The sequence below is a fragment of the Ramlibacter alkalitolerans genome, from assembly GCF_016722765.1.
Taxonomy (GTDB): Bacteria; Pseudomonadota; Gammaproteobacteria; order Burkholderiales; family Burkholderiaceae_C; genus Ramlibacter; species Ramlibacter alkalitolerans.
In genome coordinates this window covers 236,347-258,789 of the sequence record NZ_JAEQND010000010.1, presented here as the reverse complement: position 1 = coordinate 258,789, position 22,443 = coordinate 236,347, and the positions used below count along the sequence as shown (strand labels likewise).

Annotated in this window: 24 protein-coding genes; 11 read left to right on the top strand and 13 right to left on the bottom strand. The window is 69.5% G+C overall.

The features are described from left to right. Window positions 1-99: 99 nt before the first annotated feature. From JI746_RS19000 to JI746_RS27790, 4 genes are read left to right on the top strand one after another with little or no spacing between them, the layout of a single operon-like run. A complete protein-coding gene (locus JI746_RS19000) occupies window positions 100-966 on the top strand; it encodes a helix-turn-helix transcriptional regulator (RefSeq protein ID WP_201691829.1) in 867 nt (288 codons plus the stop codon). Further along, on the top strand, window positions 963-1,445 hold the full coding sequence (locus JI746_RS18995; RefSeq protein ID WP_201691828.1) for a thermonuclease family protein: 483 nt from the start codon (window positions 963-965) through the stop codon (window positions 1,443-1,445). Before JI746_RS19000 ends, JI746_RS18995 begins: the two co-directional genes overlap by 4 nt. A 23-nt stretch (window positions 1,446-1,468) precedes the next feature. Then, a complete protein-coding gene (locus JI746_RS27795) occupies window positions 1,469-2,005 on the top strand; it encodes a phosphatidylglycerophosphatase A family protein (protein ID WP_236599949.1) in 537 nt (178 codons plus the stop codon). Further along, window positions 2,002-2,490, top strand: coding sequence for a CinA family protein (locus tag JI746_RS27790; RefSeq protein ID WP_408004115.1), 489 nt, complete (start codon window positions 2,002-2,004; stop codon window positions 2,488-2,490). The genes JI746_RS27795 and JI746_RS27790 overlap by 4 nt, the downstream gene beginning before the upstream one ends. 7 nt (window positions 2,491-2,497) lie before the next feature. Here JI746_RS27790 and JI746_RS18985 read toward each other — a convergent pair whose 3' ends face one another. The 13 genes from JI746_RS18985 to JI746_RS18925 all read right to left on the bottom strand — a co-directional run bounded on the left by JI746_RS18985 (window position 2,498) and on the right by JI746_RS18925 (window position 13,868). Then, window positions 2,498-2,785 (bottom strand): hypothetical protein, encoded by a 288-nt coding sequence (locus tag JI746_RS18985; RefSeq protein WP_201691826.1) that lies wholly within the window; start codon window positions 2,783-2,785, stop codon window positions 2,498-2,500. A 106-nt stretch (window positions 2,786-2,891) separates the two neighbouring features. Continuing rightward, a complete protein-coding gene (locus JI746_RS18980) occupies window positions 2,892-3,101 on the bottom strand; it encodes a hypothetical protein (RefSeq protein ID WP_201691825.1) in 210 nt (69 codons plus the stop codon). Between the two features lie 116 nt (window positions 3,102-3,217). After that, on the bottom strand, window positions 3,218-3,622 hold the full coding sequence (locus tag JI746_RS18975; protein WP_201691824.1) for a putative toxin-antitoxin system toxin component, PIN family: 405 nt from the start codon (window positions 3,620-3,622) through the stop codon (window positions 3,218-3,220). Beyond that, window positions 3,606-4,859 carry a THUMP domain-containing class I SAM-dependent RNA methyltransferase gene (locus tag JI746_RS18970; protein WP_330893033.1) on the bottom strand — a complete coding sequence of 418 codons (1,254 nt, stop codon included), beginning with the start codon at window positions 4,857-4,859 and terminating at the stop codon, window positions 3,606-3,608. Before JI746_RS18970 ends, JI746_RS18975 begins: the two co-directional genes overlap by 17 nt. Continuing rightward, a complete protein-coding gene (locus tag JI746_RS18965; protein WP_201691822.1) occupies window positions 4,856-6,454 on the bottom strand; it encodes an RNA polymerase factor sigma-54 in 1,599 nt (532 codons plus the stop codon). The genes JI746_RS18970 and JI746_RS18965 overlap by 4 nt, the downstream gene beginning before the upstream one ends. 16 nt (window positions 6,455-6,470) lie before the next feature. Then, window positions 6,471-7,256: an LPS export ABC transporter ATP-binding protein gene (lptB, locus tag JI746_RS18960; RefSeq protein ID WP_201691821.1), complete on the bottom strand. Its 786-nt coding sequence runs from the start codon at window positions 7,254-7,256 to the stop codon at window positions 6,471-6,473. Next, entirely contained in the window at window positions 7,256-7,918 is a 663-nt protein-coding gene (lptA, locus tag JI746_RS18955) for a lipopolysaccharide transport periplasmic protein LptA (RefSeq protein ID WP_201691820.1), read from the bottom strand. The genes lptB and lptA overlap by 1 nt, the downstream gene beginning before the upstream one ends. 107 nt (window positions 7,919-8,025) lie before the next feature. Continuing rightward, window positions 8,026-8,676: a thiol:disulfide interchange protein DsbA/DsbL gene (locus JI746_RS18950; RefSeq protein WP_201691819.1), complete on the bottom strand. Its 651-nt coding sequence runs from the start codon at window positions 8,674-8,676 to the stop codon at window positions 8,026-8,028. 71 nt (window positions 8,677-8,747) lie between these two features. Beyond that, complete coding sequence (locus JI746_RS18945; protein WP_201691818.1) at window positions 8,748-9,407, bottom strand: SPOR domain-containing protein; 660 nt, start codon at window positions 9,405-9,407, stop codon at window positions 8,748-8,750. Between the two features lie 2 nt (window positions 9,408-9,409). Further along, complete coding sequence (gene argS / locus JI746_RS18940) at window positions 9,410-11,083, bottom strand: arginine--tRNA ligase (protein WP_201691817.1); 1,674 nt, start codon at window positions 11,081-11,083, stop codon at window positions 9,410-9,412. Window positions 11,084-11,247: 164 nt separating this feature from the next. Then, window positions 11,248-11,703 carry a DUF2214 family protein gene (locus tag JI746_RS18935; RefSeq protein ID WP_201691816.1) on the bottom strand — a complete coding sequence of 152 codons (456 nt, stop codon included), beginning with the start codon at window positions 11,701-11,703 and terminating at the stop codon, window positions 11,248-11,250. Between the two features lie 8 nt (window positions 11,704-11,711). Beyond that, window positions 11,712-12,635: a LysR family transcriptional regulator gene (locus JI746_RS18930; RefSeq protein WP_201691815.1), complete on the bottom strand. Its 924-nt coding sequence runs from the start codon at window positions 12,633-12,635 to the stop codon at window positions 11,712-11,714. A gap of 45 nt (window positions 12,636-12,680) precedes the next feature. Then, entirely contained in the window at window positions 12,681-13,868 is a 1,188-nt protein-coding gene (locus JI746_RS18925; protein WP_201691814.1) for a CaiB/BaiF CoA transferase family protein, read from the bottom strand. Window positions 13,869-13,979: 111 nt separating this feature from the next. Here JI746_RS18925 and JI746_RS18920 point away from each other — a divergent pair, with 111 nt between their 5' ends. From JI746_RS18920 to JI746_RS18890, 7 genes are all read left to right on the top strand, one after another. After that, a complete protein-coding gene (locus JI746_RS18920; protein WP_201691813.1) occupies window positions 13,980-15,011 on the top strand; it encodes an amino acid ABC transporter substrate-binding protein in 1,032 nt (343 codons plus the stop codon). 13 nt (window positions 15,012-15,024) lie between these two features. Then, a complete protein-coding gene (locus JI746_RS18915; protein ID WP_201691812.1) occupies window positions 15,025-16,011 on the top strand; it encodes an ABC transporter permease subunit in 987 nt (328 codons plus the stop codon). A gap of 4 nt (window positions 16,012-16,015) precedes the next feature. Continuing rightward, window positions 16,016-17,128 (top strand): amino acid ABC transporter permease, encoded by a 1,113-nt coding sequence (locus JI746_RS18910; protein WP_201691811.1) that lies wholly within the window; start codon window positions 16,016-16,018, stop codon window positions 17,126-17,128. After that, the gene (locus JI746_RS18905; RefSeq protein WP_201691810.1) at window positions 17,125-17,904 is read left to right on the top strand and encodes an amino acid ABC transporter ATP-binding protein; all 780 of its coding nucleotides are present in this window, start codon (window positions 17,125-17,127) and stop codon (window positions 17,902-17,904) included. The genes JI746_RS18910 and JI746_RS18905 overlap by 4 nt, the downstream gene beginning before the upstream one ends. A 23-nt stretch (window positions 17,905-17,927) precedes the next feature. Further along, window positions 17,928-18,908: an amidohydrolase family protein gene (locus tag JI746_RS18900; RefSeq protein ID WP_201691809.1), complete on the top strand. Its 981-nt coding sequence runs from the start codon at window positions 17,928-17,930 to the stop codon at window positions 18,906-18,908. Window positions 18,909-19,473: 565 nt separating this feature from the next. Further along, complete coding sequence (locus JI746_RS18895; RefSeq protein WP_201691808.1) at window positions 19,474-20,154, top strand: haloacid dehalogenase type II; 681 nt, start codon at window positions 19,474-19,476, stop codon at window positions 20,152-20,154. 22 nt (window positions 20,155-20,176) lie between these two features. Further along, a complete protein-coding gene (locus JI746_RS18890) occupies window positions 20,177-22,375 on the top strand; it encodes a malate synthase G (protein WP_201691807.1) in 2,199 nt (732 codons plus the stop codon). The last annotated feature ends 68 nt before the right edge of the window (window positions 22,376-22,443 follow it).

The window sequence follows — 22,443 nt, the reverse complement described above, 5'->3', positions numbered from 1 at the left end:
TCTGACCAGACTTGCGAAGAGAAACAACTACAACGAAGTAGCGAATGGCAACTCACGCAGCCCGGTCTGATGCTGTTCGCGCCACGAAGGCGGCACTTCGTGTTCGCCGGGCCAGCGCCGACGCTCGCCTTCCTGGAGCGCCGCGACGTGATGCCTAGCCGCGACCTCTCCGCCCCGACGGATCCCCGGCTCCTGGATGTGATCCACAGCATCCACGCGGCGGCGGGAGATCCGAGCCTGTGGCCCGGCGTGCTGCACAAGGTGGCCGCCATCGTGCGCAACCAGGTCAGCCGCTCCCTCGCCGACCCTCCCGAGGCCAACCTGTTCGCCGCCGCGGGCGAAGCGCCGCTCAAGGAATTCCCGGGTGTCACGCAGGCCGCCGTGGCCGCCCTCGAACGACTGAACTATGGCGTGCTCCTGCTCGGGCCCGACGGGGAACTTCGCCACGCCAACCGGCGCGCCGAAGACATCTCGCAGCGCACCCGTGCCTACACGGCCGGCGCTTCCGGGCGGCTGCAGGCGTCCGCCGGAGCGCTCTCCACCAAGCTGCACAAGGCGGTGCAGGCAGCGGCGCAGGGCGATGGCGTGCGCGAACTGGCCGGCACCCCGCTGCGCCTGCGTGGCCTGAACGGCACCGAGGTGCATGCCTTCGTGGTGCCGGTGCCGGCCGGCACGCAGCACTTCGACAATGCAGTTGCTGCGATGATGTTCGTCGCCGATCCCGAATCGACGCTCCCCAACTTCCCCGAAAAGCTGCGCCAGATCTACCACATGAGCCCCACCGAAGCGCAGCTCGCCGAGGCGCTGGTGAACGGCCGCTCCCTCAAGCAGTTCGCGGTGGAGCGCGGCACCAGCCTCAACACCGTGCGTACCCAGCTGCGCTCGCTGGCCGCCAAGGTCGGCGCCAAGCGCCAGGTCGACGTGGTGCGCTGCATCCTCACCGGGCCCGCGGTGCTGGACCTGTGAGGGCGACGGCGCTGCTGCTGGCCGCTGCGCTGTGCGCGCCGGCGGTGCTGGCGGCGCCCGGCTACCGCGGCAGCGTCACCCACGTCACCGACGGTGACACGCTGTGGGTGCGGCCGCGCGAGGGCGGCACACCGGTGCAGGTGCGCCTGCTGGACGTCGACGCACCCGAGGGCTGCCAGGCCTTCGGCGCGCAGGCGACGCAGGCCTTGCGCGCGCGCGTCCTGCACCAGCGCGTGGGCGTGCGCACCAGAGGCGTGGACGACTACGGCCGGCAACTCGCGCACGTGCGCCATGGGCGCGAGGACATCGGCGCCTGGCTGGTGCGCAGCGGCTACGCCTGGTCCATGAGCTTCCGCGGCAAGCCCGGGCCGTATGCCGCCCTCGAGGCACAGGCCCGCAGCGAACGCCGCGGCCTGTGGGCGCTGCCCGGCGCGCTCGAGCCGCGCAGCTTCCGCAAGCGCTTCGGCCGCTGCCAGTAGGCGCAGCGACTACGATGCGGGGCATGCCCGACGCGAGCCATGCCCTCACCGATCCGCTGCCGCCCCGGCGACCGGACACCGGCTTCCTGCTGGCGCATCCGGCGCACCTCGTCGCGCTCGGCTTCGGCTCCGGACTGTCCCCCGTCGCGCCCGGCACCTGCGGCACCGTGTGGGCCTGGGGCGCCTTCCTGCTGCTGCAGAACTGGCTGGACGCCGGGCAGATGGGATGGCTGGTCGCCCTGTCGCTGCCGCTCGGCTGGTGGGCCTGCAGCGTGACGGCCCGCCACCTGCGCTCGGCGGATCCGTCCTCCATCGTCTGGGACGAGGTCGCGAGCTTCTGGACCGTGCTGTGGGTCCTGCTGCCAGCCGGCTGGGCGGCGCAGTTCGCCGCCTTCCTGGTGTTCCGCTTGTTCGACATGGCCAAGCCCGGGCCGATGGGCTGGGCGGACCGCCGCTTCAAGGGAACGGGCTGGCGGGGCGGCTTCGGCATCATGGTCGACGACCTGGTCGCGGCCTTCTGCACCTTGCTGGTCCTGGCCTTGTGGAGGCGGCTGTGGTGAACGAACCCTCGATCTCGGCCTTGTGCGAGCAGCTCGCGCAGGCGCTGCTGGCACGCGGCTGGATGCTGGCCGCGGCGGAAAGCTGCACCGGCGGGATGATCGCTGCGGCCTGCACCGACCTGGCCGGCTCGAGCCAGTGGTTCGAGCGCGGCGTCGTGAGCTACTCGAACGAGGCCAAGCAGGAGTTGCTGGGCGTCGATCCCGACCTCATTGCGCAGCACGGCGCCGTCAGCGAGGTGGTCGCGCGGGCGATGGCCTTCGGCGCGGTGCGCCATTCGCACGCCCAGGTGGGGGTGGCGGTCACGGGGATTGCGGGGCCGACTGGGGGAAATGCCCAAAAACCGGTGGGGACGGTTTGGTTCGGTTTCCAGGTGGATGGCCGCCTGTCCAGCGAGATGCGCCTCTTTCCGGGCGACCGCGCGGCGATCCGCACCGCCACGGTGCGGCGCGCGCTGCAAAGGCTGGTGGAGCTGGTGCGCAGCTGAGCGCGGCTCAGTTGCGTGAACCGGCGCGGATGGCGGCGCGGTGGTTGGTCCGCACGCGGCGCTGCTTGACCAGGCGCGGCAGCAGCACGCTGCGGCGCAGGCCCTCGGCGGCGCTGGCGGCCGTCGATTTCATGTCGTGCCCGAGGTTGGCGAGTTCCTCGTCGATTTCCTCGATCCGGTCGCTCCACCGCCCCGTTTGCATCTGGTCCATGGCAAGGACCATGCGCAGCGCGAGGAGGTTGCGCACCAGCCTGGCGTTGCGTTCATCGTTCGTGTCGGGGTGGTAGGGGGTCACGTCGTTGCTCTCTTCACCTGTTTCCAAGCATGACACGTGCCCGCAACCGCGACTGTCGGAACCGGAGCGCTGTGGCATGGGCGGGGTGCCTGCGTGGACGTAGTACTCAGCCCTGGGCCGAGCCAAGCCGGCCGCTGCCGCGGCAGTGGAGGCAGGAGAGATAGAGCAGGCCGGGCGCCGGGTCCAGCGCCGGCTCGTAGCGGTACCAGCCGCCGGTGCCGGCGCATTCCTCGCACGACTGCTCGGTGGCAGCGGCGGCGGCCACGGCCCCGGCCTGGGTGTCGGCGAACGGAGAGAACAGGGTGAGCTCGGTCATGGTGCGCCTTTGGTGTATCTGCGTTGTGCAGCACGCAAGTTACCGCCACCTGAAGGGCGGCGCCGTGGCTGACCGCCTAACGCGGGCGTAGGAAACAGGCGCTACCGTGCGTTACCTCAGGCCAGGCACGCGGCGGCCCGCACCTCGAGCCGCTCCAGGCGCTTCCTCATCCGCAGGACCTCCCGGTCCTTGGACAGCAGGGTGCACCGGTGCGCCACGGCGAGGTCGATGAACTTCTGGTCGTCGGGGTCGCCGCAGGTCACGCTGGCCTTGGGCGGCGCCTCGACCAGCCGGGCCTGGAGATCGAACCGGGCCAGCACCGCGGCCTCGCTGCCGCGGACGGACGCCAGGCGCTCCGCCAGCTTGGGGTAGCACAGCACGCGGGCCAGTTCCTCGCGCATCTCCGCCGTGGCGAGCCAGCGCAGCTCGCCCGCGCCGAGGCCTTGCGAGAGGGACTGCACCTTCGGGTCTGCGAAGACCAGCAGGTCCAGCACGATGTTGGTATCAAGGACCAGCTGCATCGCGGCTGCGGGCCGAGCCGGCCACCATGTCGAAGCGCAGCAGGCGGCATTCGATCGGGCCGTTCCACATCGGGATCCGGCGCGATTCCTTCAGCCGCATGCGGCCGGGCAGCCTGGCATCCGGCGACAGCACCCAGGCCGTCCAGCCGGCGTAGTTGCGTTTCCAGTGGCTCGCGAGCTGGGCGAAGAAGTCGCCGGCCTGCTCCATCTGGGCGCGCTCGCGGCCACCACGGCCCGGCCCGGCGATGCCGCCGGCCTCGATGCGCTCGCCATAAGGCGGATTGAGCAGCAGCATGCCGGGCGTTTCGGAAGGCGGCATGCGCTGCAGCGCGTCGCCGCCACGCAGCTGCACCACGTCGGCGACACCGGCGCGCTGGGCGTTGCGCTGCGCGAAATCGACCATGCGGAAGGCGACGTCGCTGCCGAAGATCGGTGCCGCGGGTGCCCGCCGCGCCGCCTGCGCTTCGGCCTTGAGCGCCGCCCACTGCGGGGCCGCGTGCAGCCGCAGGCGCTCGAAGCAGAAACGCCGCAGCAGGCCGGGCGCGATGTTGCAGGCCAGCTGCGCCGCCTCGATCACGATGGTGCCGCTGCCGCAGCAGGGGTCGTACAGCGGCACGCTGCCGTCCCAGCCGCTGGCTGCGAGCATCGCCGCCGCCAGCGTCTCCTTCAGCGGCGCCTCGCCCTTGTCCTCGCGCCAGCCGCGCTTGAACAGCGGCTCGCCCGAGGTGTCGATGTAGAGCGTGGCCGTCTCGGCCGCGAGGTGGCCGAAGATGCGCACGGCGGGCCGCTGCGTGTCGACGTCGGGCCGCACCCCGCCGCGATTGCGGAAGCGGTCGGCCACCGCATCCTTGATGCGCAGCGCGGCGAAGTTCAGGCTCTTGAGCGGGCTGTGCTGCGCGGTGAGTTCGATCTTGAAGCTCTCGCGGGCGGTGAACCAGTCCTCCCAGGGGACGGCCGAAGCGGCCTCGTACAGGTCCTGCTCGCCGCGATAAGGCAGGTGCGCGAGCTGCACGAGGACGCGCTGGGTGAGGCGGCTGTGGAGGTTCAGGCGCAGCACGGCGTTCCAGTCGGCCGTCAGCTGCACGCCGCCGCGGACGGCGCGCAGGTCGGAGCGCCCCCACCCCGACCCTCCCCCGGAGGGGGAGGGAGCAAGACCGAGGATGCGCGCGACTTCGGATTCGAGGTAGGCCTCGACGCCCGCGGCGCAGGGCAGGAACAGCGGGAAGGCGTCGCTCACAGGGCCTTGCGCAGGTTGGCCGGGGCGATGCGCAGCGCCTCGCGGTACTTGGCCACCGTGCGGCGGGCGCATTCGATGCCCTGCTCCTTGAGCATCTCGGAGATCTGGCTGTCCGACAGCGGCTTCTTCGCGTTCTCCGACGAGACGAACTGCTTGATCAGCGCACGCACGGCGGTGCTCGAGGCATTGCCGCCGGTTTCGGTACCGAGTGCCGAGCCGAAGAAGTACTTCAGCTCGAAGGTCCCGAAGGGGGTGGACATGTACTTGGCGGTCGTCACCCGCGAGATGGTGGACTCGTGCAGGCCCAGTTCGTCGGCGATCTCGCGCAGCACCAGCGGCCGCATCGCGAGTTCGCCGTGGATGAAGAAGTTGCGCTGCCGCTCCACGATGGCGGTGGACACGCGCAGGATGGTGTCGAAGCGCTGCTGGATGTTCTTGATGAACCAGCGCGCCTCCTGCAGCCGCTGCTGCAGCGCCTGGTGGCCCTCGCCCTTGTGCGACTTGAGCGCGCCGGCATAGACGTCGTGCACGCGCAGCCGCGGCATCACGTCGGGATTGAGCTGCACGCGGAAGTTGGCGCGCGAGCCCTTGCCGACCTGCGTGACGAGCACGTCGGGAATCACCACGTTGCGCTCGACGTCGACGAAGCGCCGGCCCGGCTTGGGCTCCAGCCGCGTGATCAGGCCGATCGCCGAGCGCACGTTGGCCTCGGTTTCGCCGCAGATCTGCGCCAGCCGCTTGATGTCGCGCTTGGCCAGCAGGTCGATCGACTGCTGGCAGATCTTGATCGCGGCGGCACAGGCGGCGATGTCCTCGTCTTCCTCGTCCTGCTGCATCGCCTTGAGCTGCAGCGTCAGGCATTCGGCCAGGTTGCGCGCGCCGACACCGGCCGGGTCCAGCGTCTGCAGCAGGCGCAGGGCCACGGTGAAGCGGTGGACCAGTTCCTCCTGTTGCTCCAGGTCGTCCGGCGCCAGGCCGGCGGCCAGTTCCTGCAGCGGTTCCTCGAGGTAGCCGTCGTCGTTGAGCGATTCGATCAGGAAGCGCAGCGCCATCTGGTCTTCCTCGCCCAGGCGCAGTGAAAGCGCCTGCCGGTGCAGCCAGGACTGCAGCGATTCGTTGCCGCGCGCGAGATCCGTCGCGTCGACCTCGTCGTCGTCGCCGCCGTTGTTGCGCTTGGCGGCCGGCGCGTCGCCGCCCCATTCGCCGTCGTCGGGCACGGTCTCGGTGCTGCCGTCGCCTTCCCAGCTGGGCTCGCTCTCCACGGTGCCGCTGCCGAACTCGCCGGCTTCCGGCTCCGCCTCTGATGTCGAGGAGGAGCTGGTGGAGGTGGACGTGCCCGCGCCGTCCAGCGAGCCCACGCTGCCCTCGAAGCCGGTCTCGGGTTCATCCGCGGCCGGCTTCTGGTCGGACACCGCGATGCCGAAATCCTCGCCGGCCTCTTCGCCCTGCACGTCCAGGAAGGGGTTCTCGTCCAGCATGGTCTGGATCTCCTGCCCCAGTTCCAGCGTGGACAGCTGCAGCAGCCGGATCGACTGCTGCAGCTGCGGTGTCAGCGCCAGATGCTGCGAGACACGCAGTGCCAGTCCCTGCTTCATTTCTCCCCTGCTCCCCTCACATGCGGAAGTGTTCGCCCAGGTAGACCCGGCGCACGTCCGCGTTGTTCACGATGTCAGCCGGCGTGCCCTGGGCGAGCACCCGTCCCTCGCTGATGATGTACGCGTGATCGCAGATGCCCAGCGTTTCCCGGACGTTGTGGTCGGTGATCAGGACACCGATCCCGCGCGACTTCAGGAAACTGATGATGCGCTGGATCTCGATCACCGCGATCGGGTCGATCCCGGCAAACGGCTCGTCCAGCAGGATGAATCTCGGTTGGGTGGCCAGCGCGCGGGCGATCTCCACCCGGCGCCGCTCGCCGCCCGAGAGCGCCAGCGCCGGGGAGTCGCGCAGGTGGTCGACCCGCAGGTCCTGCAGCAACGCCGTGAGGCGCTGCTCGATCTCCGCCGAGGACAGCGACTTGCCCTCCGGGCCGCGCTGCAGTTCCAGTACCGCCCGCACGTTGTCGGCCACGTTGAGCTTGCGGAAGATGGACGCTTCCTGCGGCAGGTAGGACAGGCCCAGGCGCGAGCGGCGGTGGATCGGCATGTGCTCGACCGACTGGCCGTCGATGGAGATCTCGCCCCCGTCGGCCCGCACCAGCCCGACGATCATGTAGAAGGAAGTCGTCTTGCCGGCGCCGTTGGGGCCCAGCAGCCCCACCACCTCGCCCTTGTCCACGGCCAGCGAGACGTCCTTGACCACCGCGCGGCCGCCATAGGACTTGCGCAGGTGGCGCGCTTCCAGCCGGCTCGTGAGCGCCAGCTGCGGCTCCACGTGGACCATCTCGGCTTCGCCCATCAGCGGGTCTCCGGCGGAAGGCCGGTGGAGGGACGCAGGCGGGCCGACGCGGGCGACTGCGGCGCCGGCAGCGTCGCGCTGGCCCGGCCGCCGGCGCCGGCGCCCGCCGCCCCGGACGCGGCAGGGCGCGGCGCCAGGGTGGCACGCACCCGCCCGCCCGGATTGGAGGGCGTGCCGCCGGCGGAGGCGCCGCCTTCCACGGTGAACTGGTCGTTGGTGTTGTCGTAGGTGATCACGGAGCCGCTGGTCTCGTCGTTGACGGCGGCGCCGCGCAGGCGCCGCATCTCCGCGCGGCCGATGAACTTCACCCGGTCGGCCTTGCCGTCGTACTGGATGGTCTCGGCCTCGCCCTCGATGTACTCGTCCACGCCGTCGCGCTTCTGCTTGAAGTAGGCCTGCTGGCCCGGTTCGGCCGTGACGGTGCCGGACTGGAAGCCCTCCGGGTCCTGCTTGACCACCATCTTCGCGCCGCGGATCACGATCGTGCCCTTGGTCACCACCACCTTGCCGGTGAAGATGCTGGTCTGCTGGAGGTCGTCATAGCGCAGCGAGTCGGCCTCGATGTTCATGGGCTTGTTGCGGTCCGCGCGCTCGGCACCGGCGGGTGCGGCGGCGAGTGCGAGGAGGAGTGCAAGCGGGAAACAGGCGGTCTTGTTCTTCATAGAGGCACGAATCTTGCTGCGATTGTATCCATTGGAGACGAAAAAGCCCGCATCGGCGGGCTCTTTCGATGACCGGCAAAGCCTGGGAAGGCGGCCTTGCGTGCTTTTTACTTGGCCTTGCGGGCTTCGGCCACCAGGTAATCGACGACTTGCAGGGCGCGGTCCATGTTGCCGGCCATGTCGCCATCGGTGATGTAGCGGCCGGCGACGCCCATCGACGGAACGCCTTGCACCTCGTACAGGTCCTGCAGTTGCTTGGCGCGGCGCGACTTGGTCTGCACCGAGAAGGAGTTGTAGATCTCCTGGAATTTCGCCCGGTCGAGGCCGTTGTGCTCGGCGAAGGCCAGGATGTCGGCTTCCTTGTTGGTGGGCTGGCGCTTGTTGTGGATCTCGTCGAACACCTTGGCGTGCAGCGCATCGACCTTGCCCAGCGTCTCGAGCGTGTAGTACAGGCGCTGCTGGGGCACGAAGTCGTCGCGGAAGGCGACCGGCACCCGGTGGAAGTACACGTCGGCAGGCAGCTTCTTCGTCCAGGCGGACAGCCGGGGCTCGAAGGCGTTGCAGTGCGGGCAGCTGTACCAGAAGAACTCGATCACCTCGATCTTGCCGGCCGGCGCATCGCTGGGCACGCGCTTGTCGAGCGTGTGGTACTGCTTGCCGTCTTCCGGCTTGAACTGCGCCAGTGCCAGCCCGGGCAGGCCGAGCGCGGCGGCGCCGAGCGTCGCGCCGGCGGCGACCGTGAATTCCCGTCGATTCATTGCTTCGTGACTCCTTGAACACCTCTGAGCGGGCCGGGCGGGGCTTGGTTCCACCGCCGGGCAGCGCGCGACTACCTCTGGACGCGCACCAGCGCGGTTTCGAAGCCGCCCTGGTCGAGTCTTTCCTTCTGCCGGTCGGCGTCGTCCTTGCTGCTGAAGGGGCCCACGCGCACGCGGTACACCTGCCGGCCGGACTGTTCGCGCTCGGTCACCTTGGCTTCCACGCCCATCAGCGACAGCTTGGCGCGCTGCGCCTCGGCGTCGTCGGAGGTGCGGAAGGCGCCGGCCTGCACGAAATAGATGAAGGGGTCGCTGCCGGGGCTGGCCTTGGCAGTGGCCAGTTCGCCCAGGGGGTCGGCCGGGGCCGGCCGGCCGGCCACCGCGGGCGGCACCGGCTCCTTGTCCCTCGCCTTGTCCGCATCCCTCCCCGGCTGCGCGGGCGTCGCGGCGGCCGAGGGCGTGGACGGCGCGCCCGGCGCGGAGGCGGCCACGCCCGGGGCGGGCGGCAGCGGCTTGGCCGGGTTCTTGCCGTACAGGGGCGCGTTGGGATCCCAGTTCTGGTTCTTGCGCGATTCGGCCGCGTCCTGTTCCGCCGAGCGGCTGGGGCCCTTGTTCAGGAACGGGACGGGGACCTTGGTGACATACACGGCCACGGCCAGGGCCGCGGCGAGGCCGACGACCACGCCGATGATGATGCCGACGAACGTATTGCCGGTTTGCTTCTGTTTCATGCTCACATCTTGTGGGGGGCACTCACCCCCAGCACAGCCAGTCCATTGTGCAATACCTGCGCGACCGCAGCCACCAGCGCCAGGCGCGCGTGTTTCAGCTTGTCGTCGTCCACCAGGATCCGTTCGCTGTCGTAGTAAGAGTGGTACGCGGCCGCCAGTTCGCGCAGGTAGAAGGTGATGTCGTGCGGGGCGAAATCCGCCGCCGCCGCGGAGAGCACCTCCGGATAGCGCGCCAGCTGCAGCATCAGGTTCAACGCGGCCGGGTGTTCCAGCGACGACAGGTCGGCCCCGGGAAGCGCCGCCGCGTCGCCGCCCCAGGCCGCCAGCACCGAGGAGATGCGGGCGTGCGCATACTGGACGTAATACACGGGGTTGTCGTTGTTCTGCGCCAGCGCCAGGTCGACGTCGAACACGTATTCGGTGTCCGGCTTGCGTGACAGCAGGAAGAAGCGCACCGCGTCCTTGCTGGTCCACTCGACCAGGTCGCGCAAGGTCACGTAGCTGCCGGCGCGCTTGGAGATCTTCACCTCCTCGCCGCCGCGCATCACGCGCACCATGGTGTGCAGCACGTAGTCCGGATAGCCCTCGGGAATGCCGACGCCGGCGGCCTGCAGGCCGGCCCGCACGCGCGCGATCGTGCCGTGGTGGTCGGTGCCCTGGATGTTCACCACCTTGGTGAAGCCGCGTTCCCACTTGGTGATGTGGTACGCGACGTCCGGCACGAAATACGTGTACGTGCCGTCGCCCTTGCGCATCACGCGGTCCTTGTCGTCGCCGTACTCGGTCGACTTCAGCCACAGCGCGCCTTCGTGCTCGTAGGTCTTGCCGTTGTCCCGCAGGCGCTGCACCACCGTGTCGACCTTGCCGCTGGTGTAGAGGCTCGATTCGAGGTAGTAGTTGTCGAAGCGCACCGCGAAGGCCTGCAGGTCCAGGTCCTGCTCGTGGCGCAGGTAGGCGACGGCGAACTGCCGGATGCCGTCGAGGTCATCGGGGTCGCCGCTGGCGGTGTACTCGCGGTCGTCGGACTTCACCGTCTGCTTCGCCAGGAAGTCGTCGGCGATGTCCTGGATGTAGTCGCCGTTGTAGGCCGCTTCGGGCCATTCGGCGTCGCCGGGCTTGAAGCCCCGGGCGCGCAGCTGCACGCTGGTGGCGAGCGTCTGGATCTGCACGCCGGCGTCGTTGTAGTAGAACTCGCGGTAGACGTTCCAGCCCTGGGTGGCGTACAGGTTGCAGATCGCGTCGCCGAGCGCCGCCTGCCGGCCGTGGCCCACGTGCAGCGGCCCGGTGGGATTGGCCGAGACGAATTCGACCAGGATGCGGCGCCCATGCAACGCCTGCTGGCCGAAGCCGGCACCGGCGGCCAGCGCCTCGCGCACCACCTGCTGCTTGGCCGCGGCCTTGAGGCGGATGTTGAGGAAGCCCGGGCCGGCGATCTCGATCGCGTCGACCCACTGCCCGAAGGCGGGGGTGGCCAGCAGCGCGTCGCGCAGGGCTTCGGCCACCTGGCGCGGGTTGCGCTTGAGCGGCTTGGCCAGCTGCATCGCGGCGGTGCAGGCGAGGTCGCCGTGGGCGGCGACCTTGGGGCTTTCGAAGGCCGCCTTCTCCCCCGCACCCGGCGACAGCTGTTCCAGCCCGGCCGCCAGCGCGGCGAGCAGATCTTGTTTCGCTTGGAGCATCGGGGGATTTTACGGGGGGGCCATCCCCCGTCCTTCCCGCGCAGGCGGGAAGCCAGGGCTTCCGGGATTCACGCGCTGCGCGCGTGCTCTGGGTCCCCGCCTGCGCGGGGATGACGGCTATCGCCCCCGAACCGCCCTGCCAGGCGCAAGACCGGCCATTCTCGCTACCGCCCCCCGAACCCCCGCGCCAGGAACACCGCCGCCAGCGGGATCAGCGGCACGATGTGCGTGTTGACCATCACCATCTTGCGCACCTGCGTGACCTCCGCTTCCGCCGGCAGGGTGCCGCCGGACTGCAGCGCGCCCTGCCAGCGCCGGAAGCGCAGCGTCGGCCGCAGCGACAGCGCGATCACGACCAGGGTCGCCGTGATCTTCAGGTGCAGCAGCCAGTTGGTCCAGTACCAGCCCGCCCCCTTGATGCCCCAGACGACGCGCGCCAGCCCGGTGAGCACGATCGCGATCAGCGCGATCCAGTAGATGCGGTCGACGCGCACCAGCCGCTCCACGATGCGCGCGTTCATCCACTCCGAGCGGCACAGGGCGGCCTCGCTGGTGGAGAACACGATCAGGGCGAAGATCGCGGACAGGTGCAGGAAGGCCAGGATGGATTCGAGGATCATGGTTCGTTTCAGCCCGCCATCCAGAACCGCGGCTGGGCATAGTGGTGCTTGAGGAAGTCGATCCACAGCCGCACCCGCAGGGGCAGGTGCTTGCGCTGCGGGAAGACGGCGTAGATGCCGTTGGGCGGAGCGGCGAACGGGGCGAGCACTTCGGCCAGGCGGCCTTCGCTGATCTCCTGCTCCACCTCCCAGGTGCTGCGCCAGGCGATGCCGAAGCCCTGCAGGCACCAGTCGTGCAGCACCTGGCCGTCCGAGCAATCGAGCGGGCCTTGCGGCTTGATGTGCAGCAGCTCGCCCTCGCCGTTGCGCCCCGGCACCACGAAGGCCCAGCCGCGCGTCTGGGAGGCGTCGCTGGACAGCGTGAGGCAATCGAAGCGTGCCAGGTCGTTGGGATGTTCCGGCGTGCCGTGCTGGCGCAGGTACTGCGGCGTGGCGACGCACAGCCGCCGGTTGTCCGCCAGCCGCACGCTCACCAGCGAGGAATCCGGGAAATCGCCGACCCGCACCGCGCAGTCGTAGCCCTCGCCGGCGACATCGACCACGCGGTCGCTCAGGTTCAGCGAGATCGTCACGTCCATGTGCAGTTCGCGAAAGCGCGGCACCAGCGGCGCGACGTGGCGGCGGCCGAAGCCGGCAGGCGCCGTGACGCGCAGGTGCCCGCTGGCCTTGACGCCGCCGGCGCTCACGCTCGCCTCCGCGTTCGCCAGGTCGGCCAGCAGGCGCTGGCAGTCCTCGAGGAAGGCGCTGCCTTCGTGCGTGAGCGTGATGCGGCGCGTGGTGCGCACCAGCAGCTTCACGCCCAGGCGCTCTTCCAGCGCATCCAGCCGCCGGCCCATGATGGCCGGCGCCACGCCCTCGGCGCGCGCAGCAGCGGTGAGGCTGCCGCGGGTGGCGACGGAAACAAAGGATTCGAGCTGCTTCAGCTTGTCCATGCAGCGCGGATTATCGCGGTGCAGGTCACGAATCAGTGGACACTGCTAACGTATTCCTTCGTTCGCATTCGGCGCGAAGCGTGCGATCTCTTCCTCGCCGTAGCCGAGTTCGCGCAGCAGTGCGGGACCATGCTCGTTGAGCCTGGGCGGCTGCAGGCGCACGCCGGGCCGGTGGCCGTCGACCGTGAAGGGCAGCAGCGGGACCTTGGTCTGGCGCCCGTCCGGCAAGTCCATCGGGGCCAGGCCGCCGGTGGCGTTGAGGTGCGGATCGTCGAACAGCTCCTGCGGCCGGGTGATCGGCGCGAAGGGCAAGCCGTGTCGCTCGAACACGTCGCTCAGTTCGGCGGCGCTGTGCGAGGCGAGGCGCTCGCGCAGCACCGGGATCAGCCACTCGCGGGCGCGGACGCGGTCGTTGTTGGTCCTCAGGCGTTCGTCGGCCAGCAGGTCGGCGTAGGCCAAGGCGTGGCAGAAGGTCTTCCACTGGGTGTCGCTGACGGCCGCCAGGAAGATCTGGTCGCCGCCCCGGACGGTGAACACGTCGTACACCGCCCAGGCGGAGATGCGCGCCGGCATCGGCGCGGCGGGCTTGCCGGTGACGGCGAACTGCATCATGTGCTGCGCCACCAGGAACACGTTGTTCTCGAACAGCGCGCTCTGCACCTGCTGGCCGCGACCCGTCTGCTCGCGCTGCGCCAGTGCCGCCATCGCGCCGATGGCACCGAACATGCCGCCCATGATGTCGTTGACGCTCGTGCCGGCACGCAGCGGGTCGCCCGGCCGGCCCGTCATGTAGGCCAGGCCGCCCATCATCTGCACCACCTCGTCGAGCGCGGTGCGGTGTTCGTAGGGGCCCGGCAGGAAGCCCTTGTGGCTGACGAAGATGATGCGCGGATCGCGCTTCGCCAGGGTGGCGTAGTCGAGGCCCAGCTTCTCCATCGTGCCGGGCTTGAAGTTCTCGCTCACGATGTCGGCCGTGGCGATCAGCTTCAGCGCCGCCTCCCTGCCCTCGGCGGTCTGCAGGTCCAGCGCGATGCTCTTCTTGTTGCGGTTGAACAGCGGGAAGAAGCCGGCGCCGGAGCCGAGCAGGCGGCGCGTGTTGTCGCCCTGCGGCGGCTCCACCTTGATCACTTCCGCGCCGAGGTCCGCCAGCACCATGCCGCAGGTCGGCCCCATGACCATGTGGGTGAATTCGACGACGCGGATGCCGGCATACGGCAGCGGGGAATCAGGCATGGCGCCATTGTCGCCGCGGGCGAGCGTTGCGCCGGGGTCTGCCCCGATGCGGACGGCCGGTGCCTGCCGCTACACTGCCGCGCACAACAGAACGCATTCCCGGAGACCTGCATGAACTTTCCGATCCGCCACTGCGGCGCGGCCCCGCTGGCCTGCGCCCTCGTCACGCTCGCTGCTCTGGCGAGCCCCGCGCGTGCCGACGTCCTCGACGATGTCAAGTCGCACGGCGGGGTGAAGTGCGGGGTGACGCTGGCGGCCCCCGGCTTCTCCGCCGAGGACAACGCGGGCAAGCGCACCGGCTTCGACATCGACCTGTGCCGCGCCATCGCGGCGGCCGCGCTGGGCGACGACAGCAAGATCCAGCTGCAGCCGATGGACCTGAAGACGGCCTTCGCCAGCCTGCCCTCGGGTGCGGTGGACGTGCTGACGCACCGCTTCACCTGGACCCAGAGCCGCGACGTCGGCGGGCTGAAATTCCCGAAGGTGATGTTCTTCGACGGCCAGGGCTTTGCCGTCACCACCAAGTCGCGCGTCAACAAGATCGGCGACCTGAACAACGCCACCATCTGCACGGCGCAGGGCAGCACCTCCGAGCTGATCGTGGCGGACTACTTCCGCGCCCGCAAGCTGAAGTACAAGATCGTCACCTTCGCCTCGCAGGAACAGGCCTGGGACGCCTTCGTCGCCAAGCGCTGCGACGCGGCGATCAACGACCGCTCGGGCCTGGCGGCGCGCCTGGCCAAGCTGCCGAACCGCGACGAGTTCAAGGTGCTGGCCGAGACCGTGTCGAACGAGCCGATCGGCCCCATCGTGGCGCAGGGCCAGCCGCGCTGGGAGGCGCTGGTGCGCTTCACGCTCAATGCGCTGGTGGCGGCGGAGGAACTGGGCATCAACCAGGGCAACGTCGATGCCATGCTCAAGTCGGAGAGCCCGGACGTGCAGCGGCTGCTGGGCGTGACCGGCGACTTCGGCAGCAAGCTGGGCGTGGGCAACGACTACGCGTACAAGGCGGTCAAGGCGGTCGGCAACTACGGCGAAGTGTGGGACCGCAACGTCGGCCCCAAGACGCCGCTGCGCCTGGAGCGCGGGCGCAATGCGCTGGTGGCCAACGGCGGCCTGATGATGGCCGTGCCGGTGCGCTGACACCGCGATGAGGATGTCCCGCGCCGTTCTGCGCGAACGGCTGCCGGGCTACGTCGGCCAGGTCCTGCTGCTGGCCGCCGTGGCCTGGCTGGCCTGGGCCGGCGTGGCTAACTTCGTGCACAACCTGCGGCAGCTGCACATCGCCAGCGGCTTCGGCTTCCTGCAGGTGCAGGCCGGTTTCGAGATCGCGCAGACGCCGATCGACTTCGGGCCGGGCTCCACCTACCTGCGCGCCGTGGTGGTCGCGGCGCTGAACACGCTCATCGTGGTGGCGCTCGCCGCGGCGCTCGGCACCGCGATCGCGCTGGCGGTGGCCTTCGGCCGGCTCGCGGCGCAGCCGCTGCTGCGCGGTGCCTGCACCGCCTGGGTCGAGGTGTTCCGCAACATCCCGCTGCTGCTGCAGATCTTCTTCTGGTACTTCTCCGCGATGGCGCTGCTGCCGGCCGTGGCCGACAGCCTGCAGGTGGGCGACATCCTCCTGAACAACCGCGGCCTGTTCCTGCCGCGGCTGCACTGGGACGCGCAAGGCCTGGGCCTCGAACGCCCCGTCGCCGAAGGCCTCAACGTGAGCGGCGGCTGGGTGCTGCTGCCGGAACTGATGGCGCTGACGCTGGGACTGGCGATCTACAACAGCGCCTTCCTGGCCGAGATCTTCCGCGCCGGCATCCAGTCGGTGCCGCGCGGGCAATCGGAAGCGGCGGCGAGCGTCGGCCTCAGCGGCGCGCGCGCGGCGCTGCTGGTGGTGCTGCCGCAGGCCCTGCGGCTGGCGCTGCCGCCGGCGGCCGGCCAGTACCAGTCGCTGGCCAAGGCCTCCTCGCTGGCGGCGGCCATCGGCTATCCGGACATCATGCAGATCGTCGGCGGCACCGTCCTGAGCCAGACCAGCCAGGCGCTGGAGGCCATGACGCTGGTGCTGCTGCTGTATGCGGTGATCAACCTGCTGATCGCGTTGGCGGTGAACCTGGCCAACGGCCGGCTGCTGCGGCGGCAGGCGCGCTGACGCGATGACGCAGTTCCTGCGCGCCCTGCCCCTGGCGCCGCGGCCCGCACCGGCCCGGCTGGCCGGCGCGCGTTTGCGCTGGCGGCAGCTCTGGTTTCCTTCCCTGCCGACGGGCGTGTTCTCGCTGCTGCTGGCGGCGGCCCTGCTCGTCGCCGGCTGGCATTTCCTGCAATGGGCCGTGCTGCACGCGCATTGGCGCGGCACGAGCAGCGAAGCCTGCGTCGGCAGCGACGGTGCGTGCTGGGCCTTCGTGCTGGCGCGCTGGAAGACCTGGATCGTCGGCCCCTACCCGGACGCGCAACTGTGGCGCCCCTGGGTGGGCTTCGCGCTGTTCGCCGGCTTCTGGGCCTGGGCGGTGCGGCGGCCGGCGAGCGCGTCGCCGGGGCCGGTGCTGTGGGGGTTCGTGCTGCTGCCCTGCCTGCTCCTGCTGCTGCTCGCGGGCGGCGGACCGCTGCCGGCGGTGCCCGCCACGCAATGGGGCGGCCTGCTGCTCACGCTGGCCGCCACCCTGGTCACCTTCGTCACCGCGCTGCCGCTGGGGCTGCTGCTCGCGCTGGGCCGCCGCTCGCGGCTGCCGGTGCTGCGTTGGCTGTGCGCCGGCTTCGTCGAAGGCATGCGCAGCGTGCCGCTGCTGGCGGTGCTGTTCGTCGCCGCCACGTTGCTGCCGATGTTCCTGCCCCCGGGCTGGAACCTCGACCTGTTCACGCGCGCGCTGGTCGCCTTCGCTCTCTTCAACGCCGCGATGGCCGCCGAAGTGTTCCGTGGCGGCCTGCAGACCGTGGGGGCGGGCCAGCTCGAAGCGGCGGCCACCGTGGGCCTGGGCGACTTCGCGACGCTGCGGCTGGTGGTGCTGCCGCAGGCGGTGCGCGCGGTGGTGCCGGCGCTGGTCAACATCCTGATCGCGATCGTCAAGGAAACCACGCTGCTGTCGGTGATCGGCCTGAGCGACCTGCTGGGTGCGATCGAGAACGGCGCCAAGTCGCCCGAGTGGAGCGGCGAAGCCAACATCCTCACTTCCGGCCAGGTGTTCCTGGCGCTGGTCTACCTGGCCGTGTGCTACGGCCTGTCCCGCTACAGCCGCCGGCTCGAGACGCACGACGGCCACCCTGCCCGATGAACGCAGTCCCTTCCGCCCCCGCCCCGGCCGCCGACGCCGTCGTCCGCATGAGCGGCATCAACAAGTGGTACGGCGCCTACCACGCGCTGCGCGACATCGACCTGCAGGTCGCCGCCGGCGAGCGCATCGTGATCTGCGGCCCCTCGGGCTCGGGCAAGTCGACGCTGGTGCGCACCGTGAACCTGCTCGAACCGTTCCAGCAGGGTCGGCTGGACGTGTGCGGCATCGCCATCGGCGCCGACGCGATCACGCGGGCGGCGCGGCTGGCGGTGAACCGCCGCGTCGGCATGGTGTTCCAGCAGTTCAACCTGTTCCCGCACATGACGGCGCTGCAGAACTGCACCGTCGGCCCGATCTGGGGCGCGCGCGTCGGCCGCCGCGAGGCGCATGAACGCGCCATGCACTATCTGCAGCGCGTCGGCCTGGAACACCTGGCGCAGCGCTACCCCGCGCAGCTCTCCGGCGGCCAGCAGCAGCGCGTGGCGATCGCCCGTGCCCTGTGCACGCGGCCGCAGGTGGTGCTGTTCGACGAGCCCACGGCCTCGCTCGACCCGGAGATGGTGAACGAGGTGCTGCAGACCATGGAGAGCCTTGCCGGCGAGGGCATGACCATGATGATCGTCACCCACGAGATGGGCTTCGCGCGCCGCGTCGCCGATCGCGTCGTCTTCATGGACGAGGGCCAGGTCATCGAGATGGCCGGCCCCGCCGACTTCTTCGAGCGGCCGCGCAGCGCGCGGCTGCGCACCTTCCTGGGCCAGGTGCTGACGCACTGACCCCCTTTTCACAGGAGTACCCGATGACGGTGATCGACGTCCACACCCACATGTTCACGCACAAGTGGCTGCAGCTGCTGCAGGAAAAGAGCGGCATCTACAACGTGCAGACCCGTCCCGACGGCCAGCGCGAGGTGTTCCGCGGCAACACGCCGGTGGTGATCCCGCAGAAGGGCCACTTCGACTGGGAGCTGCGCATCCAGCACATGGACCAGGCGAAGATCGACGTCTCGGTCGTCTCGCTTACCTGTCCCAACGTGTACTGGGGCGGTGAGGAGGTCAGCGTGCTGGCCGCCCGCGAAGCCAACGACAACGTCGCCGATGCGCAATCGCGCTGGCCGGACCGCATCCGCTGGTTCGCCTCGCTGCCCTGGGAGTACCCGCAGCGCGCGGTGGAAGAACTGGAGCGCGCATGCGCGAACGGCGCCGTCGGCGTCATGGTGCTGGCCAACGTGGCGGGCAAGAGCCTCACCGACCCCATGTTCGCGCCGGTCTGGCAGGCGATCGACGACCGCAAGCTGCCGGTGCTGGTGCACCCCACCGATCCGCCCGGCGTGGACTTCATGGACATGACCAAGTTCGACCTGTCGTGGTCGGTCGGCTTCATGTTCGACACCACGCTGGCGATCACGCGCATGATCTTCGAAGGCTTCTTCGACCAGTACCCCAACCTCAAGATCATCGCCTCGCACGGCGGCGGCACGCTGCCGTACCTGGTCGGGCGCTTCGAGAAGGGCGACGAAGTGGAGCTGCCCTCGCGCCGGCAGATGAAGCGCAAGCCGACCGACTACCTGCGCCACATCTACTACGACAGCATCACCTACGACCCGCGGCCGCTGAAGTACCTGATCGAGATCGTGGGCGCCGAGCACGTGATGTTCGGCACCGACTGGCCGCACTGGGTGCACGACACGAAGGGTGCCTTCGCGAACACGGCGGCGTTGCCGGAGGCGCAGATGAAGGCGATCCGGTCGGGGAATGCGCTGAAGGTGTTCGGGTTCTGAAGTCGTGAGATGAGCCGCGGGAGTCCGACCGCCAGCGAACGGCGTTGCCCTCTCGCCGGACCAGCCCGGGCCAGTGTCCGTCTGTGCGACTGTCCCCCGGCGCGGTTGAGACGCGTGGCCCGTGCTGGCGTTGCGCCCGCGCCTCCTCCTTGATGTCGCACAGCCGGACACTGGCCCGGGCTGGCCCTATGCCGTGCGCAATTGGAGCGCAGCAGCTTCGTTGACGTCCTGAGCATGCATGCTCCGCGGGGGAAGCGACGCCCCCGTCCGCACCTGGCAGGACCGCGCCGGGAGGCAGTCCGACTCACCGAAATCAAGGAGGAGGCGCGGGCGTATCGCCAGCTTCGCGCCAGTCTCTCATCCGCGCCGGGGGACATTCGGTGAGGCGGACTGCCTCCCGGCGTGGTCCGGGTCAGAGGCAACGCTTTTGCGAGCGCAAAACTCGCTATTCACCACATTGCGAAACGCATTTTCGAATGCTGCACCGCACTCCCCATATACAAGTCACTGATTCGTAGACTTCTCCTTCATTAATGACGCGCTGAGTTCGTAATACAGTAGCGTCATGGATTACCCCAAGGTGGTGCTGTTCGATGCCTACGGCACGCTTTTCGACGTCTACAGCGTGGGCCTGCTCGCGGAACAACTGTTCCCCGGGCAGGGCCAGGCGCTTTCGATCCTCTGGCGCGACAAGCAGATCGAGTACACGCGCCTGGTCACCACCAGCGACAACGGCGCGCACTACCAGCCGTTCTGGGAGCTGACGCGCGCCGGCCTGCGCTACGCCTGCAAGCGGCTCGGGCTGGAGCTCGGCGCCGAACGCGAGCAGCAGCTCATGAACCAGTACCGGCATCTCTCCGCGTTCCCCGAGAACCGCGAGGTGCTGCAGGCGCTCAGGACGCGCGGCGTCACCACCGGCATCCTGAGCAACGGCGACCCGCAGATGCTGGGCGTGGCGGTGCGCAGCGCCGGCCTCGACGGCCTGCTCGATCACGTGATCAGCGTCGACGGCGTGCGCAAGTACAAGACGCATCCCGACGCCTATCGCCTCGGCACGCAGGCCGTCAAGCGGCCGGCCAACCAGATCCTCTTCGTCAGCTGCAACGCCTGGGACGCGCTCGCCGCCACCTGGTTCGGCTACCGCACGCTGTGGGTGAACCGCTACCGGCTGCCGTTCGAGGAGCTCGGGACGGAGCCCACGCGCACCGGCAGCAGCCTCGACGACGTCTTCGCATTCTTCGATTGATCGCAAACAGGAGCAGAGCAACATGACCAGCCGCACGACCATCCACGGCCTCCAGGTGGACACCGCGCTCAAGGACTTCATCGACCAACAGGTGCTGCCCACCGTCGACGTGGACCCGGCCAGGTTCTGGCAGGGTTTCGACGCCATCGTGAAGGACCTGTCGCCGAAGAACGCAGCGCTGCTGGCCGAGCGCGATCGCCTGCAGTCCGAGCTCGATGGCTGGCACCGCAAGAACCCCGGCCCGATCCGCGACATGGCCGGCTACCGCGGCTTCCTCGAGAAGATCGGCTACCTGGCGCCCTCGGCCAAGGGCGCCAAGGCGACCACCGCCAACGTCGACGCCGAACTCGCGCTGCAGGCCGGACCGCAACTCGTCGTGCCGATCCTGAACGCCCGCTACGCGCTCAACGCGGCCAACGCGCGCTGGGGCTCGCTGTACGACGCGCTCTATGGCACCGACGTCATCCCCGAGTCCGGCGGCGCCGACAAGGGTCCCGGCTACAACGAGGTGCGCGGCGCCAAGGTGATCGCGCGCGCCCGCCAGGTGCTGGACCAGGCTGCGCCGCTGGCCAGCGGCTCGCACGCCGACTCCACCGGCTACAAGGTCGAAGGCGGCAAGCTGGTCGTGGCGTTGAAGGGCGGATCCTCCACCGGCCTGAAGGATCCCGCGAAGTTCGTCGGCTACCAAGGCGAGGCGAACGCGCCCTCCTCCATCCTCCTCAAGAACAACGGCCTGCACCTCGATGTCATCATCGACCGCCAGCACGCGATCGGCGCCACCGATCCGGCGGGTGTGGCCGACGTGGTCGTCGAAGCCGCCCTGTCCACCATCCTCGACCTGGAAGACTCGATCGCGGCGGTGGACGCCGAGGACAAGCTGCACGCCTACCGCAACTGGCTGGGCATCCTGCAGGGCACGCTGACCGAGCAGGTCTCCAAGGGCGGCCGCACCTTCACGCGCGGGCTGAACCCCGACCGCATCTACAAGGGCCCCGACGGCGAGGGCGAGGTGCGCCTGCATGGCCGCTCGCTGCTGTTCCTGCGCAACGTCGGCCACCTCATGACCAATCCGGCGATCCTGTGGGACGGCGGCAAGGAAATCTACGAAGGCATCCTCGACGCGGTGGTGACCACCGCCATCGCGATGGTGGACCTGCAGGGCCAGGGCAAGGACGGCATCCGCAACTCGCGCACCGGCTCGATCTACATCGTGAAGCCCAAGATGCACGGGCCGGCCGAAGCGGCCTTCGCCTCCGAGCTGTTCGGCCGCGTCGAGCAGTTGCTGGGCCTGCCCGCCAACACGGTGAAGCTGGGCATCATGGACGAGGAGCGCCGCACCAGCGTCAACCTGCAGGCCTGCATCGCCGGCGCCGCGGCGCGCGTGGCCTTCATCAACACCGGCTTCCTCGATCGCACCGGCGACGAGATGCACACCGCGATGTTCGCCGGCCCGATGATCCGCAAGGGCGACATGAAGTCCAGCGCCTGGATCCAGGCCTACGAGCGCAGCAACGTGCTGGTGGGCCTGGCCTGCGGCCTGCGGGGCCGGGCGCAGATCGGCAAGGGCATGTGGGCCATGCCCGACCTGATGGCCGCGATGCTGGAACAGAAGATCGTGCACCCGAAGGCCGGCGCGAATACCGCGTGGGTGCCCTCGCCGACGGCCGCCACGCTGCACGCCCTGCACTACCACCTGGTCGACGTGTTCGCGGTGCAGCAGGAACTGGAGCAGGTCGACTACGAAGCCGAGCGCGAAAAGCTGCTCACCGGACTGCTCACCGTGCCGGTCGCGCCGGAAGTGAAATGGAGCGCCGAGGAGCGCCAGCAGGAACTGGACAACAACTGCCAGGGCATCCTGGGCTACGTGGTGCGCTGGGTGGACCAGGGCGTCGGCTGCTCCAAGGTGCCGGACATCCACAACGTCGGCCTGATGGAAGACCGTGCGACGCTGCGCATCTCCAGCCAGCACATCTGCAATTGGCTGCTGCACGGCGTCGTCACCGAGCAGCAGGTGCGCGAGACCTTCCGGCGCATGGCCGCGGTGGTCGACAAGCAGAACGCCGGCGACCCGTTCTACAAGCCGATGGCCGGCAACTGGGAGACCTCCTTCGCCTACCGCGCGGCCCTGGACCTCGTGTTCAAGGGCAAGGAGCAGCCGAGCGGCTACACCGAACCGCTGCTGCATGCTTGGCGGCAGAAGGCGAAGGCGGCGGGCTGCTGAGAGGCGCCCTGCGCGATCCGGCCTGCCCTCAACGCAAAAGCCGCAAAAGTAGCGCAAAAACCGCAAAG

Excerpts from the sequence above, each read along its gene's own strand:
- JI746_RS27795 (WP_236599949.1), top strand. The coding sequence starts at position 1,469 with ATGCCCGACGCGAGCCATGCCCTCACCGATCCGCTGCCGCCCCGGCGA.
- JI746_RS18980 (WP_201691825.1), bottom strand. The coding sequence starts at position 3,101 with ATGACCGAGCTCACCCTGTTCTCTCCGTTCGCCGACACCCAGGCCGGG.
- JI746_RS18975 (WP_201691824.1), bottom strand. The coding sequence starts at position 3,622 with ATGCAGCTGGTCCTTGATACCAACATCGTGCTGGACCTGCTGGTCTTC.
- JI746_RS18965 (WP_201691822.1), bottom strand. The coding sequence starts at position 6,454 with ATGAAGCAGGGACTGGCACTGCGTGTCTCGCAGCATCTGGCGCTGACA.
- lptB (WP_201691821.1), bottom strand. The coding sequence starts at position 7,256 with ATGGGCGAAGCCGAGATGGTCCACGTGGAGCCGCAGCTGGCGCTCACG.
- lptA (WP_201691820.1), bottom strand. The coding sequence starts at position 7,918 with ATGAAGAACAAGACCGCCTGTTTCCCGCTTGCACTCCTCCTCGCACTC.
- JI746_RS18950 (WP_201691819.1), bottom strand. The coding sequence starts at position 8,676 with ATGAATCGACGGGAATTCACGGTCGCCGCCGGCGCGACGCTCGGCGCC.
- JI746_RS18945 (WP_201691818.1), bottom strand. The coding sequence starts at position 9,407 with ATGAAACAGAAGCAAACCGGCAATACGTTCGTCGGCATCATCATCGGC.
- argS (WP_201691817.1), bottom strand. The coding sequence starts at position 11,083 with ATGCTCCAAGCGAAACAAGATCTGCTCGCCGCGCTGGCGGCCGGGCTG.
- JI746_RS18935 (WP_201691816.1), bottom strand. The coding sequence starts at position 11,703 with ATGATCCTCGAATCCATCCTGGCCTTCCTGCACCTGTCCGCGATCTTC.
- JI746_RS18930 (WP_201691815.1), bottom strand. The coding sequence starts at position 12,635 with ATGGACAAGCTGAAGCAGCTCGAATCCTTTGTTTCCGTCGCCACCCGC.
- JI746_RS18925 (WP_201691814.1), bottom strand. The coding sequence starts at position 13,868 with ATGCCTGATTCCCCGCTGCCGTATGCCGGCATCCGCGTCGTCGAATTC.
- JI746_RS18920 (WP_201691813.1), top strand. The coding sequence starts at position 13,980 with ATGAACTTTCCGATCCGCCACTGCGGCGCGGCCCCGCTGGCCTGCGCC.
- JI746_RS18915 (WP_201691812.1), top strand. The coding sequence starts at position 15,025 with ATGTCCCGCGCCGTTCTGCGCGAACGGCTGCCGGGCTACGTCGGCCAG.
- JI746_RS18910 (WP_201691811.1), top strand. The coding sequence starts at position 16,016 with ATGACGCAGTTCCTGCGCGCCCTGCCCCTGGCGCCGCGGCCCGCACCG.
- JI746_RS18905 (WP_201691810.1), top strand. The coding sequence starts at position 17,125 with ATGAACGCAGTCCCTTCCGCCCCCGCCCCGGCCGCCGACGCCGTCGTC.
- JI746_RS18900 (WP_201691809.1), top strand. The coding sequence starts at position 17,928 with ATGACGGTGATCGACGTCCACACCCACATGTTCACGCACAAGTGGCTG.
- JI746_RS18895 (WP_201691808.1), top strand. The coding sequence starts at position 19,474 with ATGGATTACCCCAAGGTGGTGCTGTTCGATGCCTACGGCACGCTTTTC.
- JI746_RS18890 (WP_201691807.1), top strand. The coding sequence starts at position 20,177 with ATGACCAGCCGCACGACCATCCACGGCCTCCAGGTGGACACCGCGCTC.